This is a genomic window from Enterococcus sp. BWT-B8, assembly GCF_020567625.1.
Taxonomy (GTDB): Bacteria; Bacillota; Bacilli; order Lactobacillales; family Enterococcaceae; genus Enterococcus_L.
In genome coordinates this window covers 76,121-102,812 of the sequence record NZ_JAJDJV010000002.1, presented here as the reverse complement: position 1 = coordinate 102,812, position 26,692 = coordinate 76,121, and the positions used below count along the sequence as shown (strand labels likewise).

Annotated in this window: 25 protein-coding genes; 18 read left to right on the top strand and 7 right to left on the bottom strand. The window is 39.9% G+C overall.

Going from position 1 to position 26,692, the window contains the following annotated elements; translation table 11 throughout:
- Window positions 1-5: 5 nt before the first annotated feature.
- The 6 genes from LI951_RS03875 to mscL form a co-directional block, all read right to left on the bottom strand.
- Window positions 6-1,253 carry a glutamate-5-semialdehyde dehydrogenase gene (locus LI951_RS03875; protein WP_229441341.1) on the bottom strand — a complete coding sequence of 416 codons (1,248 nt, stop codon included), beginning with the start codon at window positions 1,251-1,253 and terminating at the stop codon, window positions 6-8.
- The gene (proB, locus tag LI951_RS03870) at window positions 1,246-2,061 is read right to left on the bottom strand and encodes a glutamate 5-kinase (protein WP_202065521.1); all 816 of its coding nucleotides are present in this window, start codon (window positions 2,059-2,061) and stop codon (window positions 1,246-1,248) included. Before proB ends, LI951_RS03875 begins: the two co-directional genes overlap by 8 nt.
- Before the next feature lie 199 nt (window positions 2,062-2,260).
- The gene (locus LI951_RS03865) at window positions 2,261-3,505 is read right to left on the bottom strand and encodes a DUF1015 domain-containing protein (RefSeq protein ID WP_229441340.1); all 1,245 of its coding nucleotides are present in this window, start codon (window positions 3,503-3,505) and stop codon (window positions 2,261-2,263) included.
- Entirely contained in the window at window positions 3,505-4,692 is a 1,188-nt protein-coding gene (locus LI951_RS03860; RefSeq protein ID WP_229441339.1) for a phosphoglycerate dehydrogenase, read from the bottom strand. Before LI951_RS03860 ends, LI951_RS03865 begins: the two co-directional genes overlap by 1 nt.
- A gap of 1 nt (window position 4,693) precedes the next feature.
- Window positions 4,694-5,785, bottom strand: a complete 1,092-nt coding sequence (serC, locus tag LI951_RS03855) for a 3-phosphoserine/phosphohydroxythreonine transaminase (RefSeq protein WP_229441338.1) — start codon at window positions 5,783-5,785, stop codon at window positions 4,694-4,696.
- Window positions 5,786-6,370: 585 nt separating this feature from the next.
- The gene (mscL, locus tag LI951_RS03850; RefSeq protein ID WP_229441337.1) at window positions 6,371-6,784 is read right to left on the bottom strand and encodes a large conductance mechanosensitive channel protein MscL; all 414 of its coding nucleotides are present in this window, start codon (window positions 6,782-6,784) and stop codon (window positions 6,371-6,373) included.
- Between the two features lie 203 nt (window positions 6,785-6,987).
- On the opposite strand from mscL, the gene yfmF reads away from it, so the two are divergent.
- The 7 genes from yfmF to pgsA all read left to right on the top strand — a co-directional run bounded on the left by yfmF (window position 6,988) and on the right by pgsA (window position 12,447).
- Complete coding sequence (gene yfmF / locus LI951_RS03845) at window positions 6,988-8,256, top strand: EF-P 5-aminopentanol modification-associated protein YfmF (RefSeq protein WP_202065503.1); 1,269 nt, start codon at window positions 6,988-6,990, stop codon at window positions 8,254-8,256.
- On the top strand, window positions 8,249-9,544 hold the full coding sequence (gene yfmH, locus LI951_RS03840; RefSeq protein WP_229441336.1) for an EF-P 5-aminopentanol modification-associated protein YfmH: 1,296 nt from the start codon (window positions 8,249-8,251) through the stop codon (window positions 9,542-9,544). Before yfmF ends, yfmH begins: the two co-directional genes overlap by 8 nt.
- A gap of 50 nt (window positions 9,545-9,594) precedes the next feature.
- The gene (locus LI951_RS03835; protein ID WP_229441335.1) at window positions 9,595-9,723 is read left to right on the top strand and encodes an SDR family NAD(P)-dependent oxidoreductase; all 129 of its coding nucleotides are present in this window, start codon (window positions 9,595-9,597) and stop codon (window positions 9,721-9,723) included.
- 37 nt (window positions 9,724-9,760) lie between these two features.
- Window positions 9,761-10,051: an SDR family NAD(P)-dependent oxidoreductase gene (locus LI951_RS03830; RefSeq protein ID WP_420705911.1), complete on the top strand. Its 291-nt coding sequence runs from the start codon at window positions 9,761-9,763 to the stop codon at window positions 10,049-10,051.
- A gap of 96 nt (window positions 10,052-10,147) precedes the next feature.
- Window positions 10,148-10,315 (top strand): SDR family oxidoreductase, encoded by a 168-nt coding sequence (locus LI951_RS03825; RefSeq protein WP_229441333.1) that lies wholly within the window; start codon window positions 10,148-10,150, stop codon window positions 10,313-10,315.
- A 31-nt stretch (window positions 10,316-10,346) separates the two neighbouring features.
- A complete protein-coding gene (locus LI951_RS03820) occupies window positions 10,347-11,243 on the top strand; it encodes a helix-turn-helix domain-containing protein (protein ID WP_202065492.1) in 897 nt (298 codons plus the stop codon).
- Between the two features lie 625 nt (window positions 11,244-11,868).
- Entirely contained in the window at window positions 11,869-12,447 is a 579-nt protein-coding gene (pgsA, locus tag LI951_RS03815) for a CDP-diacylglycerol--glycerol-3-phosphate 3-phosphatidyltransferase (protein ID WP_229441331.1), read from the top strand.
- Window positions 12,448-12,520: 73 nt separating this feature from the next.
- Here the strand turns inward: pgsA and LI951_RS03810 are convergent, their stop codons facing one another.
- On the bottom strand, window positions 12,521-14,062 hold the full coding sequence (locus tag LI951_RS03810) for a DUF1958 domain-containing protein (protein WP_229441330.1): 1,542 nt from the start codon (window positions 14,060-14,062) through the stop codon (window positions 12,521-12,523).
- A 953-nt stretch (window positions 14,063-15,015) separates the two neighbouring features.
- Between LI951_RS03810 and LI951_RS03805 the strand changes: the two genes are divergently transcribed.
- From LI951_RS03805 to rsmB, 11 genes are all read left to right on the top strand, one after another.
- Window positions 15,016-15,882, top strand: coding sequence for a VOC family protein (locus LI951_RS03805; protein WP_229441329.1), 867 nt, complete (start codon window positions 15,016-15,018; stop codon window positions 15,880-15,882).
- Window positions 15,883-16,155: 273 nt separating this feature from the next.
- On the top strand, window positions 16,156-17,844 hold the full coding sequence (locus tag LI951_RS03800; protein ID WP_229441328.1) for a patatin-like phospholipase family protein: 1,689 nt from the start codon (window positions 16,156-16,158) through the stop codon (window positions 17,842-17,844).
- A gap of 3 nt (window positions 17,845-17,847) precedes the next feature.
- Window positions 17,848-18,063 (top strand): YdbC family protein, encoded by a 216-nt coding sequence (locus LI951_RS03795; RefSeq protein ID WP_202065479.1) that lies wholly within the window; start codon window positions 17,848-17,850, stop codon window positions 18,061-18,063.
- Between the two features lie 16 nt (window positions 18,064-18,079).
- On the top strand, window positions 18,080-18,964 hold the full coding sequence (locus LI951_RS03790) for a YicC/YloC family endoribonuclease (RefSeq protein ID WP_229441327.1): 885 nt from the start codon (window positions 18,080-18,082) through the stop codon (window positions 18,962-18,964).
- Window positions 18,965-19,454: 490 nt separating this feature from the next.
- Complete coding sequence (locus LI951_RS03785) at window positions 19,455-19,742, top strand: hypothetical protein (protein WP_202065473.1); 288 nt, start codon at window positions 19,455-19,457, stop codon at window positions 19,740-19,742.
- 337 nt (window positions 19,743-20,079) lie between these two features.
- Window positions 20,080-20,697: a guanylate kinase gene (gmk, locus tag LI951_RS03780; RefSeq protein ID WP_202065471.1), complete on the top strand. Its 618-nt coding sequence runs from the start codon at window positions 20,080-20,082 to the stop codon at window positions 20,695-20,697.
- Window positions 20,698-20,702: 5 nt separating this feature from the next.
- On the top strand, window positions 20,703-21,008 hold the full coding sequence (gene rpoZ, locus LI951_RS03775; RefSeq protein ID WP_202065469.1) for a DNA-directed RNA polymerase subunit omega: 306 nt from the start codon (window positions 20,703-20,705) through the stop codon (window positions 21,006-21,008).
- A gap of 376 nt (window positions 21,009-21,384) precedes the next feature.
- Window positions 21,385-23,811 (top strand): primosomal protein N', encoded by a 2,427-nt coding sequence (priA, locus tag LI951_RS03770; protein ID WP_229441326.1) that lies wholly within the window; start codon window positions 21,385-21,387, stop codon window positions 23,809-23,811.
- A 73-nt stretch (window positions 23,812-23,884) separates the two neighbouring features.
- Window positions 23,885-24,379 (top strand): peptide deformylase, encoded by a 495-nt coding sequence (gene def / locus LI951_RS03765; protein WP_202065464.1) that lies wholly within the window; start codon window positions 23,885-23,887, stop codon window positions 24,377-24,379.
- Window positions 24,372-25,313, top strand: coding sequence for a methionyl-tRNA formyltransferase (fmt, locus tag LI951_RS03760; RefSeq protein ID WP_229441325.1), 942 nt, complete (start codon window positions 24,372-24,374; stop codon window positions 25,311-25,313). The genes def and fmt overlap by 8 nt, the downstream gene beginning before the upstream one ends.
- On the top strand, window positions 25,314-26,678 hold the full coding sequence (gene rsmB / locus LI951_RS03755) for a 16S rRNA (cytosine(967)-C(5))-methyltransferase RsmB (protein ID WP_229441324.1): 1,365 nt from the start codon (window positions 25,314-25,316) through the stop codon (window positions 26,676-26,678).
- Window positions 26,679-26,692: the final 14 nt, after the last annotated feature.

The following is a 26,692-nucleotide window of genomic DNA, read 5'->3' as shown; positions in this document are numbered from 1 at the left end:
CGTTCTTAGTGACGGTATTGACCATCTCCGTAAACAATATATTTTGTGGATGTCAGCTCTTCCAGTCCCATTGGACCTCTTGCGTGAAGCTTTTGGGTGCTGATTCCTATTTCTGCTCCGAAGCCAAAGACAAAGCCGTCTGTGAAACGGGTCGAAGCATTGGCATAAACAGCAGCAGCATCTACCTGCTTCAAAAACTGCTGAGTTGCAAAATAGTTGTCACTGACAATACTTTCTGAATGTTTGGTATTGTATTTATTGATGTGCTCAATCGCTTCATCAAGAGAATTTACCACTTTTACAGCAAGAATATAGTCTAAAAACTCGGTTGCCCAGTCTTCTTCAGTTGCCGGCACAGATTGCTTAAAGATAGCGAGTGCTTGTTCATCGGCCCGCAGTTCCACACTATACTCATTCAATGCTTTTTCAATAACTGGTAAAAAGTCTGCAGCAACATCCTTGTGAATTAGTAGTGTCTCCGCTGCATTACAGACGGAAGGACGCTGGCATTTAGCGTTGACAATAATATCTGTGGCCATTTTGAGCTGAGCATCTTTGTCAATGTAGATATGACAGTTGCCTGTCCCAGTTTCAATGACAGGAACTGTAGCTGTTTTCAGGACAGCATTAATGAGACTTGCTCCTCCGCGAGGAATCAATACATCCAGATAGCCGTTTAAAGTCATCAATTTTTGAGCTGTTTTTCTGGAAGTATCATCGACAAATTGAATGGCGAAAGGAGAAAATTTCTGAGCTTCCAAGGCTTTCTGAAGAATATTCACCAGAATTTGATTGGAATGGAACGCTTCTTTTCCTCCTCTGAGGATCACCGCATTACCGGACTTGAAGCACAAGCTGGCGGCATCCGTTGTCACATTAGGTCGTGATTCATAAATGATACCGATAACGCCAAGTGGAACACGTTGTTTGCCAATCATTAATCCATCTTCATTTTTCCACATTTTCTCCACTTCACCAATTGGGTCATCAAGTGCGGCAACCTGACGGATTCCATCTGCCATATCTGAAATACGTTCCTCTGTCAGACGCAGGCGGTCCTGCATGGTTTCAGTAATGCTGTTTTCTTCTGCCTGAGCCAGATCTTTTTGGTTTGCTTCCAAGATAACAGCAGTCTTTTTTTCTATTTGATCTGCCATAAACAGCAATAATTCATTTTTTCGTTTTGTGTCCAGCTGTCCCAGCTGATAGGCTGCCTGTTTTGCCTGTTTTCCAAGTTGAATCAAATCAGTCATTCTTTTTTCTCCTTTCGATAAATAACGTGCCAATTGTTTCTCCTGCTAAAATATCAAAAATTATTTTGGGCTGCTTTCCATTTGCCAAAACCATCATACTGTTGTGCTCAAGTACCCGTTCTGCCGCTTTCAATTTACTGTACATACCGCCTGTGCCGAAACGGCTGCCTTTTCCTCCTGCCTGTTCCAGCAGCGTGTTATTAATCTGATTGATTTCAGAATAGAGTATGGCAGATTTATTTGTTACAGGATTATCAGAAAAGAAGCCGTCAATATCTGAGAGCATTACCAGTGCATCTGCATTAATCAGCTGTGTTACGATGGCAGAGAGCTGATCGTTGTCGCCAAATTTTGTCAGGTGATCCAGTTCATCAATTGCAACGGTGTCATTTTCGTTGATGACTGGAATAATGTTCATATGAAGCAGCTGCTCCATGGTATTCACAACATTTCGTCGACTTTCCGGGAATTCAATCACATCTCTAGTCAATAACAACTGTGCAATCTGCTGACTGTAGGTAGAAAAGCGCCGGTTATAAATATTCATCAGCTCAGCCTGTCCGACAGCTGCAACCGCTTGCTGTTCCGGAATGGTTGGCGGGCGCTGGTCCATATTCAGTTTGTGCAGCCCTACTCCAATCGCTCCAGAAGAAACCAGAATGATTTCTTTCCCCTGATTTTTTAAATCGGTCAGTGTAAATGCCAGCTGATCGATGGCACTTAGATTGATTGTTCCGTTGGGATAGATTAATGTACTGGTTCCCACTTTAATAACGATTCGATTTGCTTTTTTTAATTGTCTGCGCATAATAATCCTCCGCTGTTTTTGATAAACCAGCTGTATTCTGACAACGACTGCGGCTGATAACATTAAGTGAATGATGGGGCCTCTCTGAGTTAATTTTCCGACAGTTTTCTTATGTATTTGCTGTTTATCTTTTAGATGGTAAGAAAGCCGGGACTATAAATTACAGGCCCAGCTTCCAGTTGTCTTCTATTTTACTGCTTTATTGCTGTTTTGTCTCTAGATCATGTAAAAATAGTCCGCTTAATAGTTTTGGTTCGAACCACGTTGATTTTGGCGGCATAATTTTTCCCGCATCTGCAACATTTAAAAGGTCATCCATCGTGGTCGGGTATACGGCAAATGCAGCTGTCCACTGCTTGCTGTCCACCAGTCTTTCAAGCTCAGTCATCCCGCGAATTCCGCCGACAAAGTCGATACGTTTATCGGTACGGACATCCTGAATGTCAAAAATATCAGCAAATACATACTTTTGAAGCAGTGAAACATCCAGTCCATCTACCGGATCCTCTGATAATATCTGAGGTTTGGCTTTCAGTTCATACCACTGCCCATTTAAATAAAGCCCAAAATGTTTTGGCTGAGCAGGTTTCCCTTTATCAGTAGTGCTAACGGTAAAGTTTTCTTCAAGCTGTTCCATAAAATTTTCAGGAATCGGAGCATTCACAATCCGATTGTAATCTAAAATTTCCAGTTCTTCTTTTGGAAAAATGACTGACAGGAAATAATTTACTTCGTCTTCATCGCCAATTTCAGGATGAGCTTCCTTAATTTTCTTCCCAACCTTTACAGCTGATTCTGTCCGATGATGCCCATCTGCAATATACAGTGCCGGTACTTCCGTTTCAAAGGTTGTAACAAATGTTTGAATGACTGCCTCGTCATTGATTACCCAAACTTTATGAGTCACGTCATGAAAGCTGGTGAAGTCGTAAACAGGTGAATGATTCTGCTTCCAGTTGTCCATGGTTTGTTGAATGTTCTGGTGAGCCCGGTAGGTAAGGAAAATCGGGCTGGTATTTGCATCACAGGCTTCGATATGTCTAATTCTGTCTATTTCTTTTTCCGGACGGGTAAATTCATGTTTCTTAATTTTTCCCTCTTCGTACTCCTCAATGGAAGTACAAGTGACGAGACCTGTTTGAGAACGTCCATTCATAATCAATTCATAAAGATATAAGGCAGGCTGTTTTTCTTCAATCAGCCATTGCTCAGATAAAAATTTCCTCAGATTTTCTGCTGCTTTTGCATAAACCTGATCATCGTAAGGAGACAGAGTATCAGGCAAATCAATTTCTGCTTTATCAATATGAAGATAAGAATAGGGATTATCTTTTCCAAGTTCACGTGCTTCTGCAGAATTTAATACGTCGTAAGGCAATGTGGCGATCTGTTCGCCATGTTCTGCAGAAGGACGAATACTCTTAAATGGATGAATTCGGACCATTAATAGCTCACCGCCTCAATATTTTTAATCGTTCTGACTTTTATGATATGCTCTGCCTGTTGAATTTTTTGAGCGGCATCATGAATTTTCTGTTCGTCTGTTTCAGCAATATCAACCAGCGTATAAGCATAGTCATCACGGCTTCGGTTAATCATTGTATCAATGTTAATACCTAAGTCTGCGATTCCTGTTGAAATCTGTCCCAGCATATTTGGTACATTTTTATGAATAATAGTGAAACGGTAAGGTGAATTAAATGCCATTTCCACTGTAGGAAAATTGACAGAACGCTTAATATTTCCAGTCTCAAGGAATTTTTTTAACGTACGGGCTGCCATTTTTGCGCAGTTGATTTCCGCTTCCTCTGTAGAAGCACCCAAGTGCGGCAGCACCATGATTTTTTCGTTAGCCAGCAGTCTTTCATCGGCAAAATCAGTGACGAAATTATTGATCTCGCCTGTGTTAACTGCATCAAGCACAGCCTCTGTATCAACCAGCTCGCCACGTGCAAAATTCAGAAGCACCGCAGTCTTCTTCATTTTTGCCAACTCGTCTTTTCCAATTAGATGATGGGTATTTTCAGTTAACGGTACATGAATGGTGATGAAATCACAATTATTGAAAATTTCATCCATATTCTGAGCACGTTTCACCCGACGTGAAATACTCCAGGCAGTGTCTACAGAAACAAAAGGATCATAGCCGGTAACATCCATTCCCAGACGATAAGCATCATTTGCAACCATAGCGCCAATAGCACCAAGTCCGATGACGCCCAGTTTTTTACCCTCCAGCTCTGTTCCTGCAAATTGTTTTTTCTCGGCTTCTGCCTGACTTTCGATATCCGGACCTGAAAGCGTCTGAACCCAATTTGCGCCTTTGAGAACAGGGCGAACAGACAGCAGCAGGCAGGCAATAACCAGTTCTTTTACTGCATTAGCATTGGCGCCAGGTGTATTGAATACAACGATACCGTTTTCAGTACATTTTTGTACAGGAATGTTGTTTGTACCGGCACCGGCTCTAGCGACACCGAGAATAGAGTTCGGAAAATCGTAATTATGAAGTTTCTGGCTGCGCAGGATTACTCCAGCAGGTTGCTCTGTTTGATTGACTGTAAACAGAGGGTCTTCAAAACGAGCTAATCCTTCCGGGGCGATGGCATTGAATGTTTTAATATCGAACATCTTAGTTGTTTCCTCCATTTTCTGCTTCAAATTTTTTCATAAATGCTGTGAGAGCTTCTACACCTTTTTTTGGAAAAGCGTTGTACAGACTGGCACGCATGCCTCCTACGGAACGGTGTCCTTTTAGGTTTTCAAATCCTTCAGTGACTGCTTCCTGATTGAATTTTTTATCTAAATCATCACTTCCGGTAATAAACGGAATATTATTGATAGATCGATCTTTCGGATTTACAGGGGAAGAAAACAAGGCAGAAGCATCAATTTCATTATATAAAAGAGCTGCCTTTTCTTTGTTTCGTTTCTCCATTTGTGAAACGCCGCCGTTTTCTTTGATCCATTCAAAGACCAGCTTTGCCATATAAATTGCATAGGTCGGCGGTGTATTGTACAGGGAATCATTTTTGGACTGAATATTATAGTCCAGCATGGCACTCAAAACCTCGGACTGACCAATCAGATCTTCTCTGACAATGACCACGGTTAAGCCGGCAGGTCCGATGTTTTTCTGTGCTCCTGCGTAGATTAGTCCGAAGTCGGCAACATTGTAGTCAATGGACAAAATGTTGGAAGACATATCCGCAACAATCGGCACATCACCAGTATCGGGCAACCTATAATAGGCAGTCCCTTCAATGGTGTTGTTTGTTGTGATATGAACATAGGCTGCATCCTGCGGCACATCTTCTTTTTTGATCTCAGGTATATAAGAAAAGTTTTTATCTTCGCTTGAAGCAATGACTTCAACGTTCACATTTCCAATTTTTTTTGCTTCACTTATCGCTTTTTTAGACCATGAACCGGTATTAACATAGATCGCTTTTTTATTTTGAGCAAGATTTAGCGGAACCATTGTAAACTGCAGACTGGCTCCTCCCTGTAAAAACAGAACTTTGTAGTTGTCAGGGATATTCATCAATTCTCTTAACAGTGCTTCTGCCTGCTGAATAATGGTCTCAAACAAGGAGGAACGATGGCTCAACTCCATAACGGACATTCCGCTGTTTTGATAGTTTACCAATTCGGATTGTGCTTTTTCCAAAACACTTTTTGGTAAAACTGCTGGGCCTGCTGAAAAATTATAAATTGTTTTCATACATTTCTCTCCTTCTTCTTACCGTTTGGACGATAATAAATGTGAAAATCATTATAACAGAAAGCTAACATTAAAAAAAGATTAAAAACGATTGTTTTTTTGTAATTTTCGAAAAATGTTCGGTTAAATACTGAAAACAATCTGAAAATGCAATAAAACCAATTTCTGTATGCTAATGTATAGGATTCATTTTTAGAGAAAAGCTAGTCATAATGGTGAAAAATAGAGGCAGTTCATTCGAATTAAGGTGAGTAATTTTTTTATCAGTCCTTTTATTATCTGAACTTGAAACAGATAATAAAGTCTTTGAATTATTCAATATCTCAACAGAATAAATGTAAATTTATCTAGAAAAGCGGTTGATTTTACAGAAGTTAAAGTTTCGTTTCAGAAAAATCCTTAATTCCAAAAAAAATCATCACAATTTTTTCACAAATAGAATCTATACTGGGAAGTGTTAGAAAGACAAAATAATTTTTAAGTGTATAACTCCTAAATTAAACAGCTGACGACCGGTGGGTTGTCAGCTGTGTGTGTTTTAAGCTGGAAGACCGCCTGTTCGCGTAATGAACGGACGGTCTCTTTCTATTTCTCATCACTATTATTATTTTGATTTTGTGCAGCCAGCAAATCACGAATTTCCTGTAGATAGTCTTCTGCTGTAGGAGAATCGATTTCTTCTTTATTCTGTCTATTCATTTTATTTGCTGCTTTAACAATCAGGAATAGTACAAAAGCTGTGATAACAAAGGTAATAATGGCACTAATGACATCACCAATATAAAAAGGTACACCTCTAATTTTAAAGATCATGGAACCGAAGGCATCATCTGCACTGCTCTTGCCGGTTATTAATAAGATAATTAAATTGACAATAGGGGTAATCAGCCCCTCAACGATCTTAGTGACAATAGCAGTAAATGCACTCCCTATCACAACCCCAACAGCTAAATCAAGAACACTGCCTCTCATCATAAATTCTTTGAATTCTTTGAACATTCTATCTCCTCCTCTGTGACATTAGTATACCCAAGTTTAGAAAATTTTTAAATGAATAAAGTCTGGAGCCTTCAAAGAGCCGGAAGCTATGCTATAATTGAGAGTAGACACAGGAAGTTAAAAAAGTATTTAATTCCCTTGTTATTCTTGAATTTAGGATAGAATTTGATTAAGATAAAACAACAAAAGAAAGGTCTGAAATAATGACAGTTAAACTAGCTAAAGGTGTGAACCTTCATGTTCTTCCAACTGAAAAATATAAAACGATACGCATTTTTATGCGTTTTAATACAAAATTAGATCGTAAAACCATTACTAAACGTACATTGTTGTCCAGTTTGATGGAAACAAACAGTCTCAATTACCCAGATCAGACTCTGATGAGTGAAAAGCTGGCCGAATTATATGGAGCCGGCTTTGGATTGAACGTAAATAAAAAAGGAAATCTGCACTGGCTGAATCTTTCCATGAGTATCGTCAATGATAAATATCTAAATGATACAGATGTATTGGGAGAGGCTGTTTCCTTTATTAAAGAAATTGTGTTTTTTCCACATATTATTGAAGATCATTTTGATCAGGAAACATTCGACAGGGAAAAAGAGAATACCGCTGCTTATTTGAAGAGTGTGAATGAAGACAAACAAACCTATGCGGCATTGTCACTGCAGAATCTTTACTTCAGTGACTCAGAAGATCAGCGAATTCCGAGCTTTGGAACACTGGAAGATCTTGAAAAAGAAACTGCGCAAAGTATGGCTGCCTATTATAGTCAAATGATTCGTGAGGATCAGGTGGATATTTTTGTTCTTGGTGATGTGGAAGAGAAACAGATTCATCAATTGTTTTCAGCACTGCCTTTTACTGACCGAGAAGAAGGGATAGGTGAAATTTACTATCATCATTCCATTAGCAATGTTATTAAAGAACGTTCAGATCAGGAAGAGTTGGCACAATCCAAATTGAATATCGGTTATGATACGAATATTTTTTACGGAGATCAGGATTATTTTTCCCTGCAGATTTTTAACGGTGTTTTTGGCGGATTTCCGCATTCCAAACTGTTTATGAATGTTCGGGAAAAAGAAAATTTGGCCTACTATGCATCCAGCAGTTTAGACACCTTTCGTGGGATGCTGACTGTTCAGACAGGGATAGATGGCAGAAATCGCGAGAAGGTATTGCGTCTGGTGGCGACGGAGCTGGAAAATATGCGTCGAGGACAGATCACGGAAGAAGAACTATCTCAAACAAAAGCTATGCTGAAAAATCAGTACCTGCTTTCACTGGACAACGGGGCTGCAGTTTTGGAATCGGCCTACATGGATTTCCTTCTGCCTGAAACACAATTATCAGCGGAAGAGTGGATTCGTCGGATGGAGGCTGTCACGATTAAAGACATACAGAAGATTGCTGAAGGAATAAGCATGCAGGCAATTTTCTTTTTGGAAGGGGAGCAGAAGAATGGATAAAAAAGTCTATCCGCAGATTAACGAAGTTCTTTATACAGAACGTCTGGATAACGGCTTAACGGTATATTTGCTGCCTAAAAATGACTATCATAAAACATATGGACTGTTTACGACGAATTATGGTTCGATTGACAATGAATTTGTTCCTCTCGGAGAAAATAAATTCACTCGTGTTCCTGATGGTATCGCTCATTTTCTGGAGCATAAGATGTTTGAGAAAGAAACCGGGGATGTCTTTCAGGACTTTGGCAGACAGGGAGCTTCTGCTAACGCATTCACAAGCTTTACTAAAACCAGCTACCTATTTTCAACAACAGATCAGGTGAAAAAGAATTTGGAAACACTGCTTGATTTTGTTCAGGAGCCTTATTTTACTGAAGAAACAGTAGAAAAAGAAAAAGGAATTATCGGACAGGAAATTCAAATGTATCAGGATGATCCAAACTGGCGGTTGTTTTTTGGTATTCTTGGCAATCTTTATCCCAAGCATCCGCTGCATATTGATATTGCAGGAACTGTTGAAAGCATCGATAAAATTACGGCGGAAGATTTGTATACATGCTATCATACCTTCTATCATCCTAGTAACATGACACTGTTTATTGTAGGGAAAATGAATCCGGATGAAATGATGTCCTTTATCAGAGCAAATCAGGGAAAAAAGAGCTTTGCGAAAGCTGTGCCGATCAAGCGCCATTTTCCTCAGGAAACAGCTGCGGACATTGTTCGGGAAAGCTCCATTGAAATGCCGATACAGCGTACAAAAATACTGGTAGGTTTAAAAGGGCTGGAAGATCTTCCAACAGACGGTCTGCAGTTGATAAAGTATAAAACATCTGTGAATCTGCTGCTTCAGCTGCTGTTTGGAAATACATCAAAAAATTATCTTTCTCTTTATAATGAAGGTCTGCTTGATGACAGCTTCAGCTATGAATTTAATTTGGATAGAAGCTTTCATTTCGCTGACATTGGCGGAGACAGCGATCGTCCGGATGAACTGGCTGAAGCGATTGAAAAGATTTTACTGACTTATGGAGAAAGTGCTGAATTAACGGAAGAGAATCTGAATCTTTTAAAGAAAAAAATGATCGGAAAATACTTCCAGTCACTGAATTCACTGGAGTATATTGCCAACCAGTTTTCTCAGTCTTTGTTTGGTGATGTAACACTATTTGATATGCTATCTGTGATTGACCAAATTCAGCTGTCAGATATTAAAGAAGCGGCAGAGACTTTTATCAGAGAAGATGGGCTAAGCAGATTTTACATATATCCTAAGGAGCAGTAACTTTTTAATTGCAAAAGGATTGTAAAATATAAAAAATCGGAGCGATACTGATGAAAAATGTATTGATTATGGGTGCAAGCGGAGGCATTGGAGCAGCTGTTGCAAAGAAACTGGCGGCAGAAGGCTGGTCTCTGTGTTGTCACTACAATAAAAATAAAAAAAATAGAAAATTTGATTGAAAACTTTCAAAATTGTTATCCTCAGCAAGATTTTTTTGTGTTATCCTTAGATATGTTGGATGAGCAGCAGCTGCCGTCTTTTTTTAACGGTCTGTTTCAAGTGGATGCCATTGTTTTTGCAGGTGGATTTACCTGTTATGGTCTATTAACAGATCCGGCAGAGACGGAAATTTCGAGCTTGCTGAACATTCATTTAAAAGTACCCATTTTGATTTGCCGAAAGCTGCAGAATAAATTGAGCCAAAGCGGTCACGGACGAATTGTGTTTATAGGTTCTGTCTATGGTCAGTTAGGCAGCAGTATGGAAGCTGTTTACAAGCTGTGTTAAGGGTGAGCAGGAAGCGTTTGTCCAAGCTTACAGCAAGGAAATTACAAGTCTGGAATTACTGTGAATGCAGTAGCTCCCGACGCAGTGGAGCCAGCAATGAATCAACAATGGACAGATGAAGAAATAAAAGAAATAGAAGAGAATATAGCATTGGAGAGAATGGCCCGGCCGGAAGAAATTGCTGGAGCTGCAGCATTTTTACTCTCTGATCAAGCTGATTATATAACTAGAGCGACTATTCCTGTCAACGGCGGATGGTATTGAGGAATTTAGAAAGACTGGAGAAGATGAACGAGTGGCCAGCGTTAACATAGGACAAAAATTAAGAGAAGCACGACTACAAATGAATATGTCGTTAGATGAGCTGCAGCAAATTACCAAGATTCAAAAGCGCTATCTAATGGAAATTGAAGAAAATAATTTCGATTCTATGCCCGGAACTTTTTATGTCCGTGCGTTTATTCGTCAATATGCCAGTGCTGTAAACCTTGATGGTGAAGAGCTCATTAATCATTTTGATGGCAAGGATCTTCCAGAAGAAACTGAAGCTGCGACGGAATATCAGACACTGGAAGAATCGAGATTGCAAATTTACGAAGAAGAGCATGATAATCGTCTGCTTAAGAGTTTGCCGGCAATTATTCTGTCGCTATTTGGGTTGGCAATTGCCATTGTTGTTTTTTATATTATGTGGCAGGATCAAAAAGCAAATCCGATTATTGAACCGCCTGCTTCCAGCATTGTGGTGGAACGATCTTCAGAGGAAAGCTCGTCTGTTGAAAGTACCAGTACGGAGCCGCCGGAAAGTAGTTCATCTGAACCGGAGCAGAGCTCAACAACAGAAAGCTCTAAAGAGAAGCAGGCAGTTGTAACCTATCAGAATGAAGCAAACAGAATTGTGAATATGACTGCGACAGATGTACCTAAGCCAGGTAAATTTTCATTTACAGCTACTACAGGTAATTGCTGGGTTGGGGTGATTATTAATGGCGCCTATATGTTCCAGTCAACAATTCCAGCCGGACAGACACAGGAATATGAGATTCCTGCGGATGTAACCAGTCTGACAATTGCATTGGGTGCTTCAGAGTACATTGATATGAAGCTGAATGGACAATCAATCCTATTTAATCCTAACAATACCGGAATCGGTGAAAGAAATATTATTTTGACTCTTGCGTATCAGCAATAAGAAATTTAATCATGGAGAGGTTGTTCCAAAAGCATTCAGCTCCGAGAACCAAGGGCAGAAACGCTCACTACTTGTAAGCTATAAACTGTAACGAGTGTTTATGCAAGAAAACATCAAATAGTAGGATGGTATGCGAAGCGACTCTCTGATGAATGTGCAGAGATTGAAACACTGGAACACACTTATTTGTTTTAGGGGGGACTGTGACAGAAGTGTTCTGTCTCAAGAAATAAGTCGAACTATACGAAAATAGCTACTCATATTTTCAGTATAGTTCGACTTATTTCCGAATAAACGGTGTTCCAGTCTTTGTATGATTCGAGCATTCGAAGAAGCGTAGGAGCAAGTTCCTCCATGCTTCGAGGATCGAAACGAAGTCCTTCAATTCTTAATGGCTCTGCCGTTTAGAAAGTGATGAGATCGAAACGAAGTGTAGTGTAGTGAGCACCGCAGACGCAGAAAAATGTATACAGCTTAACGTTTTGTCTCGAGAATCGTTAGACTCGTAGAGACAGCAGTTCTTCTACGCTCCGCATACTGTTCTACTATCATAGGATAAAAAGGGTTTATCGTGACAGTGAAGAGTGAATAACGTAAAATAGAAATGGAAAGTGAGGGGAAAAATTTGAATTTGCCAAATAAATTAACAGTACTTAGAATCTGTATGATTCCAGTATTTATTTTAGTCGTCAGTCTGCCATTAGATTGGGGAACACTGACAGTCGGAGATACGACTCTTGAAATCACACAATTGACAGCTGCAATTATTTTTGCTGTTGCCAGCGTAACAGACTGGTTGGACGGAAAGATTGCCAGAGCTCGGGGATTAGTAACGAATTTTGGGAAATTTGCAGATCCTTTGGCTGATAAAATGCTGGTTATGACCGCGTTTATTGTCTTGGTTGGACAGGGCAAAGCAGCTGCATGGATTGTTGCAGTTATTGTCTGCCGGGAACTTGCAGTAACAGGACTTCGTTTGCTTTTAGTTGAAGATGGTGAAGTGATGGCTGCAGCTTGGCCGGGAAAAGTAAAAACAGCTACACAAATGGTTGCCATTATTCTGTTGTTTATCAACAATATTCCATTTAATCTGATTGGAATTCCGGTAGATGTACTTATGCTTTATCTATGTCTGATATTTACTATCTATTCCGGAGTTGACTATTTTATAAAGAATTCAAAAGTGTTTAAAGGATCAATGTAGGAAAATATGCAATAAAAAAGAAGTGTTCGTCTGATTAGAGACGGAGCACTTCTTTTTTTAATCTCTTATTGTTTTAAAATGGCAGCCATTGTCCGGCAACAAAGGTGAATGTTGCAGCAGCTACAGCAATCAGCAGGCAAGTAACTCCAAGTATAAAAGCTGTTTGTTTTCTAGCTGTTGCCCGTTTGCGTGTTTGTTTTAATTTGCTGCTCTTCGTTTGAGAATATATCAACAACAGAATGGATAGAATGAGAAAGACTATACTGATTGCATACTCTTTCCATCTTTGCCTTATTTTACCAACAAAAGAGGTTGGAGAGGCAGCATTCTTTCCCTCCTTATCAGCACCAGTGTCAGCTGCGTCTGTATCAGTGTTTTCAGTTTTCTTTTCCTGATAAGAGATACTTGGCGCAGGCAAACTTGGAGAAACCTTCTCCAGCTGGTTTGACAAAAGCAGCTGCTGATTGTCAGAAAGTATAAATTCGGGCTGTGTCCCTTTTCGCAGCAGTCCATAAAAATCCTGTTCTAAAATAATTTCTTTATTATTAACGGTCTGAGTGCCAGCGGGTAGAACTATTTTATATTCAAAGTTGTTGAAGCCATAGTCAAACAAAGCATTCCCAAATATATGCCGATAGTTTTCACTTTCAGGATCTTCCCAGCTGCCAACGCCAAGAACCACTTCAATCAGCCGCATATCCCCTCTTTTTGCTGTTGCCGCATAGTTAAATGCAGCTTCCGGGCTTGCCCCTGTTTTTAACCCGTCTTCCCCTTCATAACCATAACTGCTGCCGGGAATAGAACGGTTTGAGTTTTCCAAAACTTCTGCGTACTCTGTATTTTCCATAACTGTTACTTGAAATTTATTTGTATATTCCAGAACCTCTGGGTGGTCTTTTAATAAATGATAGAACATCAAAGCAAGGTCTCTTGCAGTGGATGTATTATCTGCCTCAGGATCAATTCCTTCTGGGACATAGTAACCGTTAAATGCACTGGCGGCAGCTCCACTTGGGTTATAAAAGGTAGTGTTGGTCATTCCTAGTGTTGTGGCTTTTTCGTTCATCATTGTGATGAATGCTGCGGCATCGTTGCTTGTTATCAAGTTGGCGAGCATCACAGTTGCAGCATTGGATGAAGCCAGCGTTGTCATGTAGAGCAGGTCAGTAACTGGATAGGCTACTCCTGCGACAATTGTTGTGTTGCTTAGTTCATAAATTTGTGAAATTGCGGCATCACTTTCTGTTGCTGTCACTTGGGTATCCAAAGTCAGTTTGCCTTCTTTAATTGCATCAAGCACCAGATAGACAGTCATCATCTTGGCAATACTTGCAGGATACCAAGCTAAATCTGCCTGATCTGCCCAAATAACTTGCCCGGAATTTGCTTCAATCACAATGGAGGCAGCAGGACGATAAACATCATCCACTGTATACCCGGCATTGCGGGCGATAGACATAATATCCTCAGCAATACTCTCTTGCTGAGTGGTGGTGGTTTCTGTTTCTGGAGCAGTTCCATCTTCAGCAAAGCTGACTAGGGGAAACAGCGCCGTAATTGATAGAATAAATAAACTAGATAATACCATCAAATGACTCAATTTACTTTTATGCATAATAACTCCTTTTCTTATTTGAAACCAGCTCATCATTAATACTTAAAAATGAACTGCTTCTATTTTTCAGGTCCGATGACCGTTATTTCTAAGCGATAGAATCGCTAAAAACTAAAGGCACTCCTTTTCTTATTTGAAACCAGTTCATCATTAATACTTGAAAATGAACTGCTTCTATTTTTCAGGTCCGATGACCGTTATTTCTAAGCGATAGAATCGCCAAAAACTAAAGGCACTCCTTTTCCTATTTGAAACCAGCTCATCATTAATACTTGAAAATGAACTGCTTCTATTTTTCAGGTCCGATGACCGTTATTTCTAAGCGATAGAATCGCTAAAAACTAAAGGCACTCCTTTTCCTATTTGAAACCAGCTCATCATTAATACTTGAAAATGAACTGTTTTTATTTTGCAGAATCGTGAGGTCCTACATTCTTTTTTTACTCTAAAAAGTATTTTTATTGGGCTAAACTCCTATGATTTATTGTTCTGCTTGTCATGCTATTTCATTTTATATTCGTCAAAACACAAAATTTTTTAAATCGTACTGTAAGGAAGTCTATACCATTATAATGCATTCCAGTCTTATAAAACCAGTTATTTTAGAAAAAAATGAACGATCAACTGATTAAATTTTCTAAATACATCGCAGATAAAAAGACTGTCTTCTATTTACTCTAATAAGTTGAAGAGGATGGATGTATCTTCTAAAAACTTCTTTTCACTTCCCTTAAAGGAAACAGCTATAACTAGAGACTGATTATTTCACTGCTTCTGCTTATCTGAACATCTATAGTTCTATTTTAAATGAAAATAGAAGAAAATTGGGTACTTTTTTGCAATTAATCTAATTAAGGTACAAAAAATTTGTAGAAGCCGGAAGCAAAAAGTTTTAACTTACTAAAAGTAAGTGATATAATTAAGTTAAGTTAGAGATATTAGGAGGCGGTCTCATGATGGCACAAACATTTACAATTAACAATGCAGCCCATATAGGAACTGTTGGGCTGAAAGTAGCCAATCTATCAAAGCAAGTGGCTTTTTATACAGAGATTATCGGTTTGGATATACTGGGAAAAGATGATGACAGTGCAGTATTGGGTATTAAAGGCAATAGTACAGAATTGCTGAAGTTAAAAGAAGTACAGAATCCCAATATGAAAGCAAAAAAGGCTGGTCTATATCACACAGCTTTTCTTCTGCCGACAAGAAAAGATTTGGGCAATACACTTTTTTCCCTGTTGAAAAACAATACTGCAATTATTGGGGCGTCTGATCATGGTTATAGCGAGGCTGTCTATCTGGAAGATCCGGAAGGTAACGGGATCGAAATTTATAGCGATAAACCGGAAACAGAATGGGATGTTCGCCCAGACGGACAAATTATCGGTATCACAGTCGAAATGGATGCAGAAGGTGTTTTGGCAAGTCGTGATGAAAAAACAGATAAATTCCCTGTAGGTACAAAAATAGGGCACATTCATCTTTCTGTTTCAGATCTGGAGCAAACTGAAAATTTCTATATGAACACATTAGGCATGGGGTTGAAAGATCACTTTGGTCAATATGCCAGCTTTTTTGCAGCAGGAAGCTATCATCACCACATTGGAACAAATGTCTGGACAGGAAGAGGATTGCCAGCTCCTGATGAAAAAGATCTTGGACTCGATTTCTTTACGATACTTGTTCCGGATAAAGCCGCTTTGACTAAGGTAAAAAGGAATGTGGAAAAGAATGGAGAAATAATCATCAGTGAGACGGAAGCTTCTATTTTGCTGCCGGACCCAAGCGGAATTAACGTACGAATTGAAATAGAGTAACAAGCAGGTAAAAGTATGTAATTCAGGAACTGTTATCCAAGAGAGGGCAGTTCCTTTTTCATAATCTAAAGAAGCGTCTATCTAATTTATTTATTTTCATAATTAAGATATGCTAATTGAAAAATAAATTTATTTTCAGAAATAAATTTTACAAGTTAAATAATAATGTAAATAACTGCAGGTCGAATACTCTGGATTTTATAAAGAATAATAGGGTGCAAAAAGAGTAATTCCTTTTTTTCTGCTATACTTTAGTGGAGGAGGTGTGTCATCGTGAATGTACTAAAACTGGTTCCTTCTGATAAGTATGATATTGCTTCAGCTATTCAGGTCAGCACTTTGCCATTACCTTTCTATAAAGAACATTCTGCTGCGCATCAGCAGTTTTTGGAACAGTTGGAAATAATGGAGGCAGATCATTATGTCGTGCTGAAAAACAGTCAGCCTGTGCTGTTTGCGACAATATCAGGAGAAAGTATTGTCAACTTAATGACGAGAGATATTTCCTGGATGAATTGGAAACTGATTTTCGATGGATTGGAACTCATCGGTAAAACAAGGTTTCAATCTGAAATACGAATGACATTTGCGCAGCCGTTATCACATATGGAACAAGCTGTATTGGAGAAGCATGAGTATATTTTTACTGATGACGGGACAGCAAGCAGGAAACTTCATTACCATACGGCACTGGTTTTGGGTGGCGGTGGAGCAAGAGGCGCGTATCAGATCGGGGTCTGGCAGGCACTAAAAGAACTTGAAATTCCATTTGAGCTGATTACCGGAACATCAGTCGGTGCATTAAACGGGGCTTTGATTATTCAGGATGATTTTGAACGGGCCAAAGAAATGTGGGAAAAAATTGAGACTAAGAAAATCCTTTCTTTTCCAATGAAGGTGTTATCGAAAAATACATTGTCTGAATTATTGGGACAAATCGCTTCCTTCACTTTGGCAGCCATACAATCAAAGGGAGTTTCAACTCAACCTTTACAGCAGTTGCTGGATGATACTTTTTCAGAAGAAAAGCTCAAATCGGCAAAACAGGAATTTTATATAGTAACAACAGAGCTGCCTGGTGTGACCGAGCGGGTAATTCATTTCAATTCTTGTAAGAATAACCAGCAGAAACAATGGCTTTTGGCATCATCTTCTTTTTTTCCGGCAATGGCTGCTGCAGTGATTGATGAAAAATTTTATATTGATGGCGGTTATAGAAATAATGTTCCGATAGATGTTGCTTTTCAAAATGGAGCTACAGAATATATTGTAGCAGATGTAAAGGGACCGGGCTTTTCAAAACGAACGGAACTGCCGGACTCGCAACCGAAAATTGTGCTGAAAACCCCATGGACATTGGGGAATGTGCTGTTGTTTGATGGGATACGTTCAAAGGTAAATATCCAGCTGGGCTATTTGGAAACCATGAAAGCATTTCAAAAATATAGCGGTTATTGGTATACTTTTGATGAAGATTTAAAAAAAGCAGTCTCCATTCAGAAAAGCTTTTTCCGCTATATAAAAAAGAATTATTCACTGTCTTTGTGGAAAAACGGGGAATCCCGAAAGAGAATCTATCAGAAATTGCGTAGATATTATAAAGACAGGGTGTATGAGGAAAATATCAGTCTTGTTTTACTGGAGCTTCTTGGAAAACAAAGAGATATTCCTCCAAATAAGCTTTATACAGTTACTGAATTTATTCAACTGCTGGAAAAAGACGGAGAAGAAAGCCTGCCGGAAAATTCTTTTGACGGGATGATTTCTGTTCAGGAATGGCTGGGAAGATATTATGATGAATTTTTTCTTTTATCGGATAAGAGACAATTTCAGTTGATGACAAATTTTTTAAATGTAGAAGCTGAAGAGAAACAACGGCGTTTGTCAGTCTTGTTTGAACGACTGCCGGCTATGGTGCTGGAAGTATTGATGAACGAATATATACAAAAAGGGAGAAGATAACTATTGGCTGAATTTTCATATGAAATCGTAGAAGAAATTGCAGTACTTTCCGAAAATGCGAAAGGCTGGCGGAAAGAACTGAACTTGGTGAGCTGGAATGAACGTCCGCCTAAATTTGATCTGCGTGACTGGGCGCCTGGTCATGAAAAGATGGGTAAGGGCATTACACTGACAAATGAGGAATTTGAAACCTTGCGTGAAACACTGAAATCCATGTAGAAAGGACACCCTGTCAATGAAAAGTATGACTGGATTTGGGAAAGAAAAAACAGAATGTGAACACTATGAAATTGATGTAGAAATAAAAACCGTTAATCACCGTTTTTTGGATATGCAGCTTAGAATGCCGAAAGAGGCCAATTCTTTTGAACTGGCAATCCGACAAAAAATTAAAGAACGGCTTCAAAGAGGACGGGTAGAAGTCTTTATCAATCTGAAAAAAATAGGGGAAGGCAGTAAAGCAGTTCATGTTCACTGGTCATTAATCCATCAGCTGCTGCAGGAAATTAAAGAAGAAATATACACTCAATACGGAGAAAATACATTTGATCCGTCAGCAAGTCTGAATCAGCTGTTGAATAATTCCGACTATGTTGAAATAGTCGAAGGAAAAGAAACAGATGCAGAGCTTGAGTCTTGTTTACTGGTTGCTGTTGAAGCAGCTATTAATAAAGTGGACAGCAGCCGATATCAAGAAGGTGAAAAGATTAAACAAATTTTGTTTGAGTATTCAAATGATTTTTCCAATCTGGTTGCTCGGCTTGGAGAGTTTACAGAATTATATGAATCTGATTATCGTGATAAATTTGAACAAAAGCTGCGTGACTGGCTGGAAACATCTGTGGATGAAACCAGACTTCTGACTGAGATGGCTATCCTTCTGGAAAAAGGAGATATTCATGAAGAGCTGGACCGGCTGGCAATTCATATTAATAAATTAGAAGAATTGTTAGAGCAGGAAGAGCCTGTTGGAAGGGAACTGGATTTTCTTATTCAGGAGATCAACAGGGAAGTAAATACGATTGGTTCAAAATCCAGTCCGATAGAAATCAAAAATTATGTGGTACAGTTGAAAACAATTTTGGAAAAGATCCGTGAACAGATTCAAAATATCGAATAGGAGTGAGGGTGTGACAAAGCTTCTCCATGCGACGAGTAATCGCAGGAGCACATGCATGAACTTAACTGTGACGAGTAACCGTAGGAGCACGTGTATGAACTTAACTGCGACGAGTAATCGCAGGAGCACGTGTATGAACTTAACTGCGACGAGTAATCGCAGGAGCACGTGTATGAACTTAACTGCGACGAGTAACCGCAGGAGCACGTGCACGAACTTAACTGCGACGAGTAATCGCAGGAGCATCAAGAACCAGTCAGGTATTATCTACTCTGACAGGTCAATCGTAGTGATTTATGACAATAAGGCGGAATATCCGAAAATTGTCAAAGAACACTATTCATAGAATGAATAACTGAGAATAGATACACTCCGCTGCGCTTCGATCATATCAACTGATTTGGTTTTAGGGGACTCAGACATACTTATGTTACAGTCCTTTTCCTTTAACGCTATAATTAAAGAGCAGAATGATAATGAGGTGAGAAGAATGACAAAATATTATGATATAACATTTCATGAATTGAGCGGAAAGTCAGTAATTAAAAGAGAGGTTCTGACTGAGAAAGAACCCTTTGAAGCATGGCAGGATGCCTGTGTTTCTTATACAGATCAGGTGTTGAATATTCAAGTCAATGAGGATAAGTTTATAACGATGGACCGACGTTACATCGTTCGAGTGGATGCAGAGGAAGTTGACGGACCCGCTGAAAAACAAATGAAACGCCGCGATGAATTGATGGGTGTGGTCAATATATTGTCCAATATGGGGATTTAGTTTGAGGAAGAAATGGCTGGAACAGCTGTGAGCCGAGCAGGTCAAACAGTGCTTCAGCTGTTTTAAACTGAGTTTCATTTCTTTGAATAAACTTTCTCATTTAGTTGGAAATTTTTTCACTCAGTGCTTCAGCAGGTACCGGAATTTGTACATAGTTGTTTAGCACGGATTCTATTTTTTTCATGTATATTTCGATGGAATGGTTATGGGTGGAATGCGTGGTTTGTATGAAAGAAATGATTTTCTTAGAAAACCTTAATAAGAAAGCCTTGAAAATTGTTGAAAAAAAGTGCATTATAGAAATAATGACAAAGAAACCATTTGAAAGGAAGTCATCATGACAGAGCGTGGGTTACTAATAGTATTGTCTGGACCTTCTGGTGTTGGCAAAGGCACGGTTCGAAAAGCAATTTTTGAAAGTGAAGAACATGATTTTCAGTATTCTGTTTCCATGACAACTCGGGCAATGCGTGAGGGAGAAGTGGAAGGTGTGGACTACTATTTCCGTACGAGGGAAGAGTTTGAAGCAATGATTGAAGCCGGAGAGATGCTGGAATATGCGGAATATGTTGGTAATTATTATGGCACACCGCTCTCCTATGTAAACCAGACATTGGATGAAGGGAAAGATGTCTTTCTTGAAATTGAAGTGCAGGGAGCTAAACAGGTAAGAGATAAAGTTGGCAAAGCCGGTGTGTTCATTTTTTTAACGCCTCCAGACTTGGCTGAATTGAAATCCCGTATTGTCAATCGCGGTACAGATGATCTGTCTGTAATTGAGAAACGAATGCAGGTCGCAAGAGAAGAGATTGAAATGATGGCATTGTATGACTATGCTGTAGTAAATGATGAAGTATCACTTGCTGTGGAACGAATCAAACGGATTATTGCAAGTGAACACTTCAGAGTAGACCGAGTGATCGGCAAATATATTAATATGTTAAAGGAGATGTAGCCAAAATGATGCTAAAACCGTCTATTGATTCATTATTGGAAGAAGTTCCGTCGAAATACTCTTTGGTTATTCTGGCAAGTAAACGTGCTCATGAATTGGAAGCCGGAGCGCAGCCGACCATTGAAAGCTTTGAATCTGTAAAAAGTGTTGGTCGTGCATTGGAAGAAATTGATGCTGCAATGGTTATCAATGATCCAAATCCTGAAGAAAAACGCGAGCGTATCCGTGCAGCGAAAGAAGAGCAGCGAATGGCGAAAGATCAGGAACAGAGAGAACTGGAAGAGCGCATTCGGGAAGAAAGCAAGTTATAAAATAGAACTAGTTGGCTGGGGCAATTACTGACTCCCAGCCGTTTTTTTTATTTAAACTAATTCAGTGAGAATACCTAGGACATGTCTGAAAATTCAAGCGGCGAATAGTTTGATGATTTTTATCGAACTCATCGTCATAAATACCCGCTTATGAACCACATAAGCTGTGTTTTCTTCCTTGATTTCAACAAAAATCACTGAAAAATTCGAATGCCATTAACTTTTCAGACACGCCCTAAAACTAATTGGAATTAGGCTGCAGCTGCATAAAGCACTGTGTCTTTTTATTAAGAAACGGCGGAGCAGCAAGACAAAAGTCGGATTCTTTAGTACAATAAGCAAAGAGATTTTCAGTACATAGAAAGGAAGGATCAGAATGAAGAACGCTGCACAAATAATTGTAGACATTCCGGCGATGCAGACAGATCAGCCGTTTACCTATCTGATTCCTTCAAACTTAAGCAGTCAGATAGTTGTGGGCATGAGAGTGGAGGTTCCCTTTGGTCGGGGAGATCGTCATGTTCAGGGCTTTATAGTTGGTCTTGGACAGCTTTCTGATGAACAGCTCTCTGAGTATGAATGGAAAGAGATTATTTCAATCCTCGATTTAAAGCCCGTTTTGGATGAAGAAATGCTGGAACTGGCAGAATATATGAAAACTAAAACATTTTCCTTTAAAATTACATGTTTACAGACGATGCTGCCAAGTGTTATGCGTGCAGCCTATCATAAATATATTTATCTGACTGATGAAATTGCGGAAGAACTTCAAGATGAGCTGTTTTATGGTCTTGATGAAATTCCATGGGAAGAAGCAGTTGAGAGAAACATTCTGCCGAAACTGATGCAGCTGCGTGCAGAGCAAAAAGTTGATATTCGCTATGAAGTCCAAACGAAAAATAAAGTAAAAACAGTTCGGTATATTCAGGCAGCGATGGATTTTGAACGGCTTCAAGAGGAAAAGGAAGCATTGCGCAAAGGAGCCAAAAAAAAAGAAGAGCTGTTATATTATTTACAAAGCCTGGGACAGGAGCGGACAGTCGCTGTAAAAGAAATGAAGGATCTGGGATTCAGCACGGCTGTATTAAACGATGCGCAGAAAAAAGGCTGGCTGCGGTTTATAGAAAAAGAAACTTACAGAGATCCCTTTGCTGACCGGGAATTTGAAAAGACAGAAGCACTGCTGTTGAATGAAGAACAGCGGACAGCAGTAGAAGAAATCACGTATTCCATGAAAACAGAATCATCTGATACATATTTACTGGAAGGAATCACCGGAAGCGGGAAGACGGAAGTTTACCTTCAGGTGATTGCTGAAGTGCTTGAACAGAAGAAAACAGCGATTATGCTGGTACCGGAGATTTCATTAACACCTCAAATGGTTCAGAGATTTAAAAGTCGTTTTGGGGAACAAGTAGCAGTGCTGCACAGTGGATTGTCTCATGGTGAACGTTATGATGAATGGCGGAAAATTGAGCGGGGAGAAGCACAGGTAGTGGTTGGTGCGCGTTCGGCAATATTTGCCCCGTTATCTGATCTAGGGGTCATCATCATTGATGAAGAACATGAAGCCAGCTATAAACAGGAAGAAACGCCCAGATATCACGCCAGAGATTTAGCTATTTGGCGGGGAGCATATCATCATTGTCCTGTCATCCTGGGAAGTGCCACTCCTTCACTTGAATCCAGAGCTCGTGCACAGAAAAAAGTCTATAGGCATTTGCTGTTGACCCAACGTGCAAACAGTGCAGCGTCACTGCCTCAGATTGATGTGATTGATATGCGCTCAGAGGTCAGACAAAAGAATATTTCAACCTTTTCTCAGCTGCTTCAGAATAAGCTTCAAGAGAGATTGGAGCGTAAAGAACAAAGTGTGCTGCTGCTCAATCGGAGAGGATATTCATCCTTTGTTATGTGCAGGGACTGCGGCTTTGTTGTGCCTTGTCCAAACTGTGATATCTCACTGACGCTGCACATGGATACAAAAACAATGAAATGCCATTACTGTGGACATGAGGAAGGGATTCCCCATCAATGTCCAAACTGCAGCAGTGATAAAATCCGCTACTATGGTACGGGTACGCAGAAAGTAGAAGAAGAACTGCAGCAGCTTTTACCCGGGGCACGAATTTTGAGAATGGATGTTGATACGACGCGTCGTAAAGGAGCACATGAACGGATTCTTTCTGCTTTTGAGAATCAGGAGGCGGACATACTACTTGGTACGCAGATGATTGCAAAAGGGTTAGACTTCCCTAATGTCACACTGGTAGGGGTTTTAAATGCAGATACCGCGTTGAATCTGCCTGATTTTCGTTCAAGTGAACGAACGTTTCAACTTCTTACACAGGTCAGCGGCAGAGCAGGGCGGGCAGAAAAACCCGGTGAAGTAGTGATTCAGTCCTTTAATCCGGACCACTATGCGATTCAGCTGGCAAGAATCCAGAATTATGAAGCCTTTTATCAAAAGGAAATGCAGATTCGTCATCGAGGCGATTATCCGCCGTTTTATTTTACAGTTCAGATTACAGCCAGCCATCCGGAAGAAAATGTTGCTGCCAAGCAAATGTTTTCGATTATGAAAGAGCTTCAGGAAGGACTTTCAGATCAAAGTCTTTTGTTGGGGCCGACACCTAAAGCAATTATGAGGATAAATAATCGCTATTACTATCAAATGATTATCAAATATAAAAAAGAGGCTCGGCTTCAGGAGCTGCTGGAGAAAATCTTAACGGATACGCAGGCAGGAGCAGCCAAAGGGTTGAAAGTATCGATTGATGCAGAGCCGATGAATTTTATTTAAGTTTTCATAAGAAGTGCAAAAGCAGGAAATATTCAATTAATGACGAAATAGATGTTAGAAAAGAGGAAAGCGAATGCGTTATCCAATCGTGCTTTACCCTGATAACAAGTTGACCGCAAAAGCAAAACCAGTGACACTGATTACAGATGAGATTATACAGCTGTTAGATGATATGTATGACACCATGACAGCCCATGACGGCATCGGGATTGCAGCTCCGCAGATAGGAAAGAACCTTCAACTTGCAGTCATTGAAATCGATGAAGAAACTGGACGTTTTGAGCTGATCAATCCTGAAATTATTGAAAGAAACGGGGTAGATATTGATGTGGAAGGCTGTCTCAGTATCCCCAATAGATATGGGACTGTTGAACGTTCTGAAGAGATAACGGTTCGTTACTTTGATCGGGAAGGCGAAGAAATTGAAGTGACTGCCTATGGTTATTTGGCGCGTGCATTTCAGCATGAAATTGATCATTTGAATGGGAAAGTGTTCATTGATAAGATCATTGAAGAAATTGCTCCAGAAGATCTGGATGCATATATGGAGGAGAAGTTGGATGACTAAAATTATTTTTATGGGAACGCCCACATTTTCAGTTCCCATTTTAGAAGGTCTTTTAGAAGCCGGGTATGAAGTAGCAGCAGTAGTAACACAACCAGATCGTCCTGTCGGAAGAAAAAGAATTTTGACAGCTCCTCCTGTAAAAGAGGCAGCATTAAAGCACGGTCTGAAGGTACTGCAGCCGGAAAAAATATCTGGCTCCGAGGAAATGGAAACAGTAATTGCTCTTAAGCCGGATATTATTGTAACCGCAGCATTTGGTCAGTTCTTGCCGGAACGCCTGCTGCAGGCACCTGTATTGGGGGCGGTGAATGTACATGCATCCCTTTTACCAAAATATCGCGGTGGTGCACCTGTCCACTATTCCATTATAAATGGGGAAAAAGAAACAGGTGTAACCATTATGGAAATGATCAAAAAAATGGATGCAGGAGGGATCTATGCTCAACGAAGTATTCCTATTTCGACACAGGATGATGTAGGAACAATGTTTGACAAGTTGAGTGTTGTAGGAAAAGAACTGCTTTTGGAAGTATTGCCTGAAATCCTGTCTGGAGCGCTTAAGCCTGTTCCTCAGGACGAGTCACAGGCAACATTCTCTCCGAATATTACCAGAGAGCAGGAAAAAATCGACTGGCAAAAAACTGCGGAACAGATTGATTGTCAGGTCAGAGGAATGAGACCTTGGCCGACTGCTTTCACGACCTATCAGGGAATAAACTGGAAATTATGGGAGGTTTCTCCGTTATTGGAAACTACTGAAGCAGAACCAAGGACGATTATTAAACGAACTAAAAAAGAGTTGTGGATTGCCTGCGGGGAAGGTACAGTTCTTTCTTTGAATAGTCTTCAACCTTCCGGAAAAGGCAGACTGTCTATTCAAGAATTTTTAAACGGCTCAGGTCAGACAGTGAAAGAAATGGAGAAGGTGGACTAGATGGGAAAGAAAATCTCGGCGAAGATCAGACACTCTGTCCGTTATGCTGCGCTGGAAACAATTGAACGTGTTGATACAGGCGGTGCGTACTCCAATCTGCTGTTAAGTGAAATGATTGAAAAATCAAAGCTTTCTGCTCAGGACGGCCGCTTGTTTACTGAACTGGTATATGGTACACTCAGCAGAAAATTATTGTTGGAGTATTATTTGTCTCCATTCATAAAAAAAGCAAAAAAAGTAGATAACTGGGTAAAAAATCTGCTGATTCTTTCGATTTATCAATCTGTTTATCTGGATAAAGTTCCGGATCATGCGATTATCAATGAAGCAGTTGAGATTGCCAAAGAAAGAGGCAACAGCGGTATCGGCAAGTTTGTAAACGGTGTTCTGCGAACGATTCAAAGAGAAGGTCTTCCAGAAGTGGAAAAAATCAGCGATCCTATGGAACGGCTCTCTGCAGAGATCAGTATGCCTTTGTGGCTGACAGAAAAATTAGTGAGTCAAATTGGAATAGACGAAACAAAAAAGCTGGGTTTGTCATTGTTTGAACGAAGTCATGCCAGTGCACGGGTGGATGTACAGCGTTTGGATCGCACCACAGTGATTGAAGAATTATCTGAAGATGGAATTGAAGCTGTTCCAAGTGAGATTTCGCCTTATGGAATTGTCGCAGAAAAAGGATTTTTGGCTGGCAGTCAGTTGTTTAAAGCCGGAGAAATTACTATTCAGGATGAAAGCTCCATGCTGGCAGCCCCAGCATTACAGGTGGAAGCACAGCATCGGGTTTTGGATGCCTGTGCAGCTCCGGGGGGTAAAACAACTCACATTGCCGCTTTTCTAGATGCAGCAAAAGGCGGGAAAGTTACGGCACTGGATATTCATCCCCATAAAATAAAGCTGATTAAAGAAAATGCAGCAAGATTGGGACTGACTGGACTGGTAGAAACGAAAGAGCTGGATGCCAGAAAAGTAAATGAACACTTTCCGGCAGAAACGTTTGATCGTATTTTAGTAGATGCGCCATGCTCAGGACTTGGACTAATGAGAAGAAAACCGGATATTAAATACCATAAGACCGCTGGGGATTTTGAACAGCTGCCGAAAATTCAGTTGGAAATCCTTGAAAATACTGCGCAGACCTTAAAGCAATGGGGTATAATGGTCTATAGCACATGCACGATCGCGAAAGAAGAGAATCAGGAAGTGGTGGCAGCATTTTTATCGAAGCATCCCGAGTTTAAAAAAATTGATGTGCAGGTTAGTGAGATTCTTGAAACTTCAATAGAAGATCAAATGCTGACAATTTATCCGCACCAGTTTTTAACAGACGGTTTCTTTATTTGCTGCATGCAGAAAGTTTCTTAAATGAGGTGGAACAA

Bases quoted from the DNA above. Each gene is read 5' to 3' on its own strand.
- rpoZ (WP_202065469.1), top strand. From the start codon at position 20,703: ATGATGCTAAAACCGTCTATTGATTCATTATTGGAAGAAGTTCCGTCG.
- rsmB (WP_229441324.1), top strand. From the start codon at position 25,314: ATGGGAAAGAAAATCTCGGCGAAGATCAGACACTCTGTCCGTTATGCT.
- def (WP_202065464.1), top strand. From the start codon at position 23,885: ATGCGTTATCCAATCGTGCTTTACCCTGATAACAAGTTGACCGCAAAA.
- priA (WP_229441326.1), top strand. From the start codon at position 21,385: ATGAAGAACGCTGCACAAATAATTGTAGACATTCCGGCGATGCAGACA.
- serC (WP_229441338.1), bottom strand. From the start codon at position 5,785: ATGAAAACAATTTATAATTTTTCAGCAGGCCCAGCAGTTTTACCAAAA.
- LI951_RS03805 (WP_229441329.1), top strand. From the start codon at position 15,016: ATGATGGCACAAACATTTACAATTAACAATGCAGCCCATATAGGAACT.
- proB (WP_202065521.1), bottom strand. From the start codon at position 2,061: ATGCGCAGACAATTAAAAAAAGCAAATCGAATCGTTATTAAAGTGGGA.
- gmk (WP_202065471.1), top strand. From the start codon at position 20,080: ATGACAGAGCGTGGGTTACTAATAGTATTGTCTGGACCTTCTGGTGTT.
- LI951_RS03810 (WP_229441330.1), bottom strand. From the start codon at position 14,062: ATGCATAAAAGTAAATTGAGTCATTTGATGGTATTATCTAGTTTATTT.
- yfmH (WP_229441336.1), top strand. From the start codon at position 8,249: ATGGATAAAAAAGTCTATCCGCAGATTAACGAAGTTCTTTATACAGAA.
- yfmF (WP_202065503.1), top strand. From the start codon at position 6,988: ATGACAGTTAAACTAGCTAAAGGTGTGAACCTTCATGTTCTTCCAACT.
- LI951_RS03835 (WP_229441335.1), top strand. From the start codon at position 9,595: ATGAAAAATGTATTGATTATGGGTGCAAGCGGAGGCATTGGAGCAGCT.
- LI951_RS03825 (WP_229441333.1), top strand. From the start codon at position 10,148: ATGAATCAACAATGGACAGATGAAGAAATAAAAGAAATAGAAGAGAAT.
- mscL (WP_229441337.1), bottom strand. From the start codon at position 6,784: ATGTTCAAAGAATTCAAAGAATTTATGATGAGAGGCAGTGTTCTTGAT.
- LI951_RS03860 (WP_229441339.1), bottom strand. From the start codon at position 4,692: ATGTTCGATATTAAAACATTCAATGCCATCGCCCCGGAAGGATTAGCT.
- LI951_RS03875 (WP_229441341.1), bottom strand. From the start codon at position 1,253: ATGACTGATTTGATTCAACTTGGAAAACAGGCAAAACAGGCAGCCTAT.
- LI951_RS03865 (WP_229441340.1), bottom strand. From the start codon at position 3,505: ATGGTCCGAATTCATCCATTTAAGAGTATTCGTCCTTCTGCAGAACAT.
- fmt (WP_229441325.1), top strand. From the start codon at position 24,372: ATGACTAAAATTATTTTTATGGGAACGCCCACATTTTCAGTTCCCATT.
- LI951_RS03790 (WP_229441327.1), top strand. From the start codon at position 18,080: ATGAAAAGTATGACTGGATTTGGGAAAGAAAAAACAGAATGTGAACAC.
- LI951_RS03785 (WP_202065473.1), top strand. From the start codon at position 19,455: ATGACAAAATATTATGATATAACATTTCATGAATTGAGCGGAAAGTCA.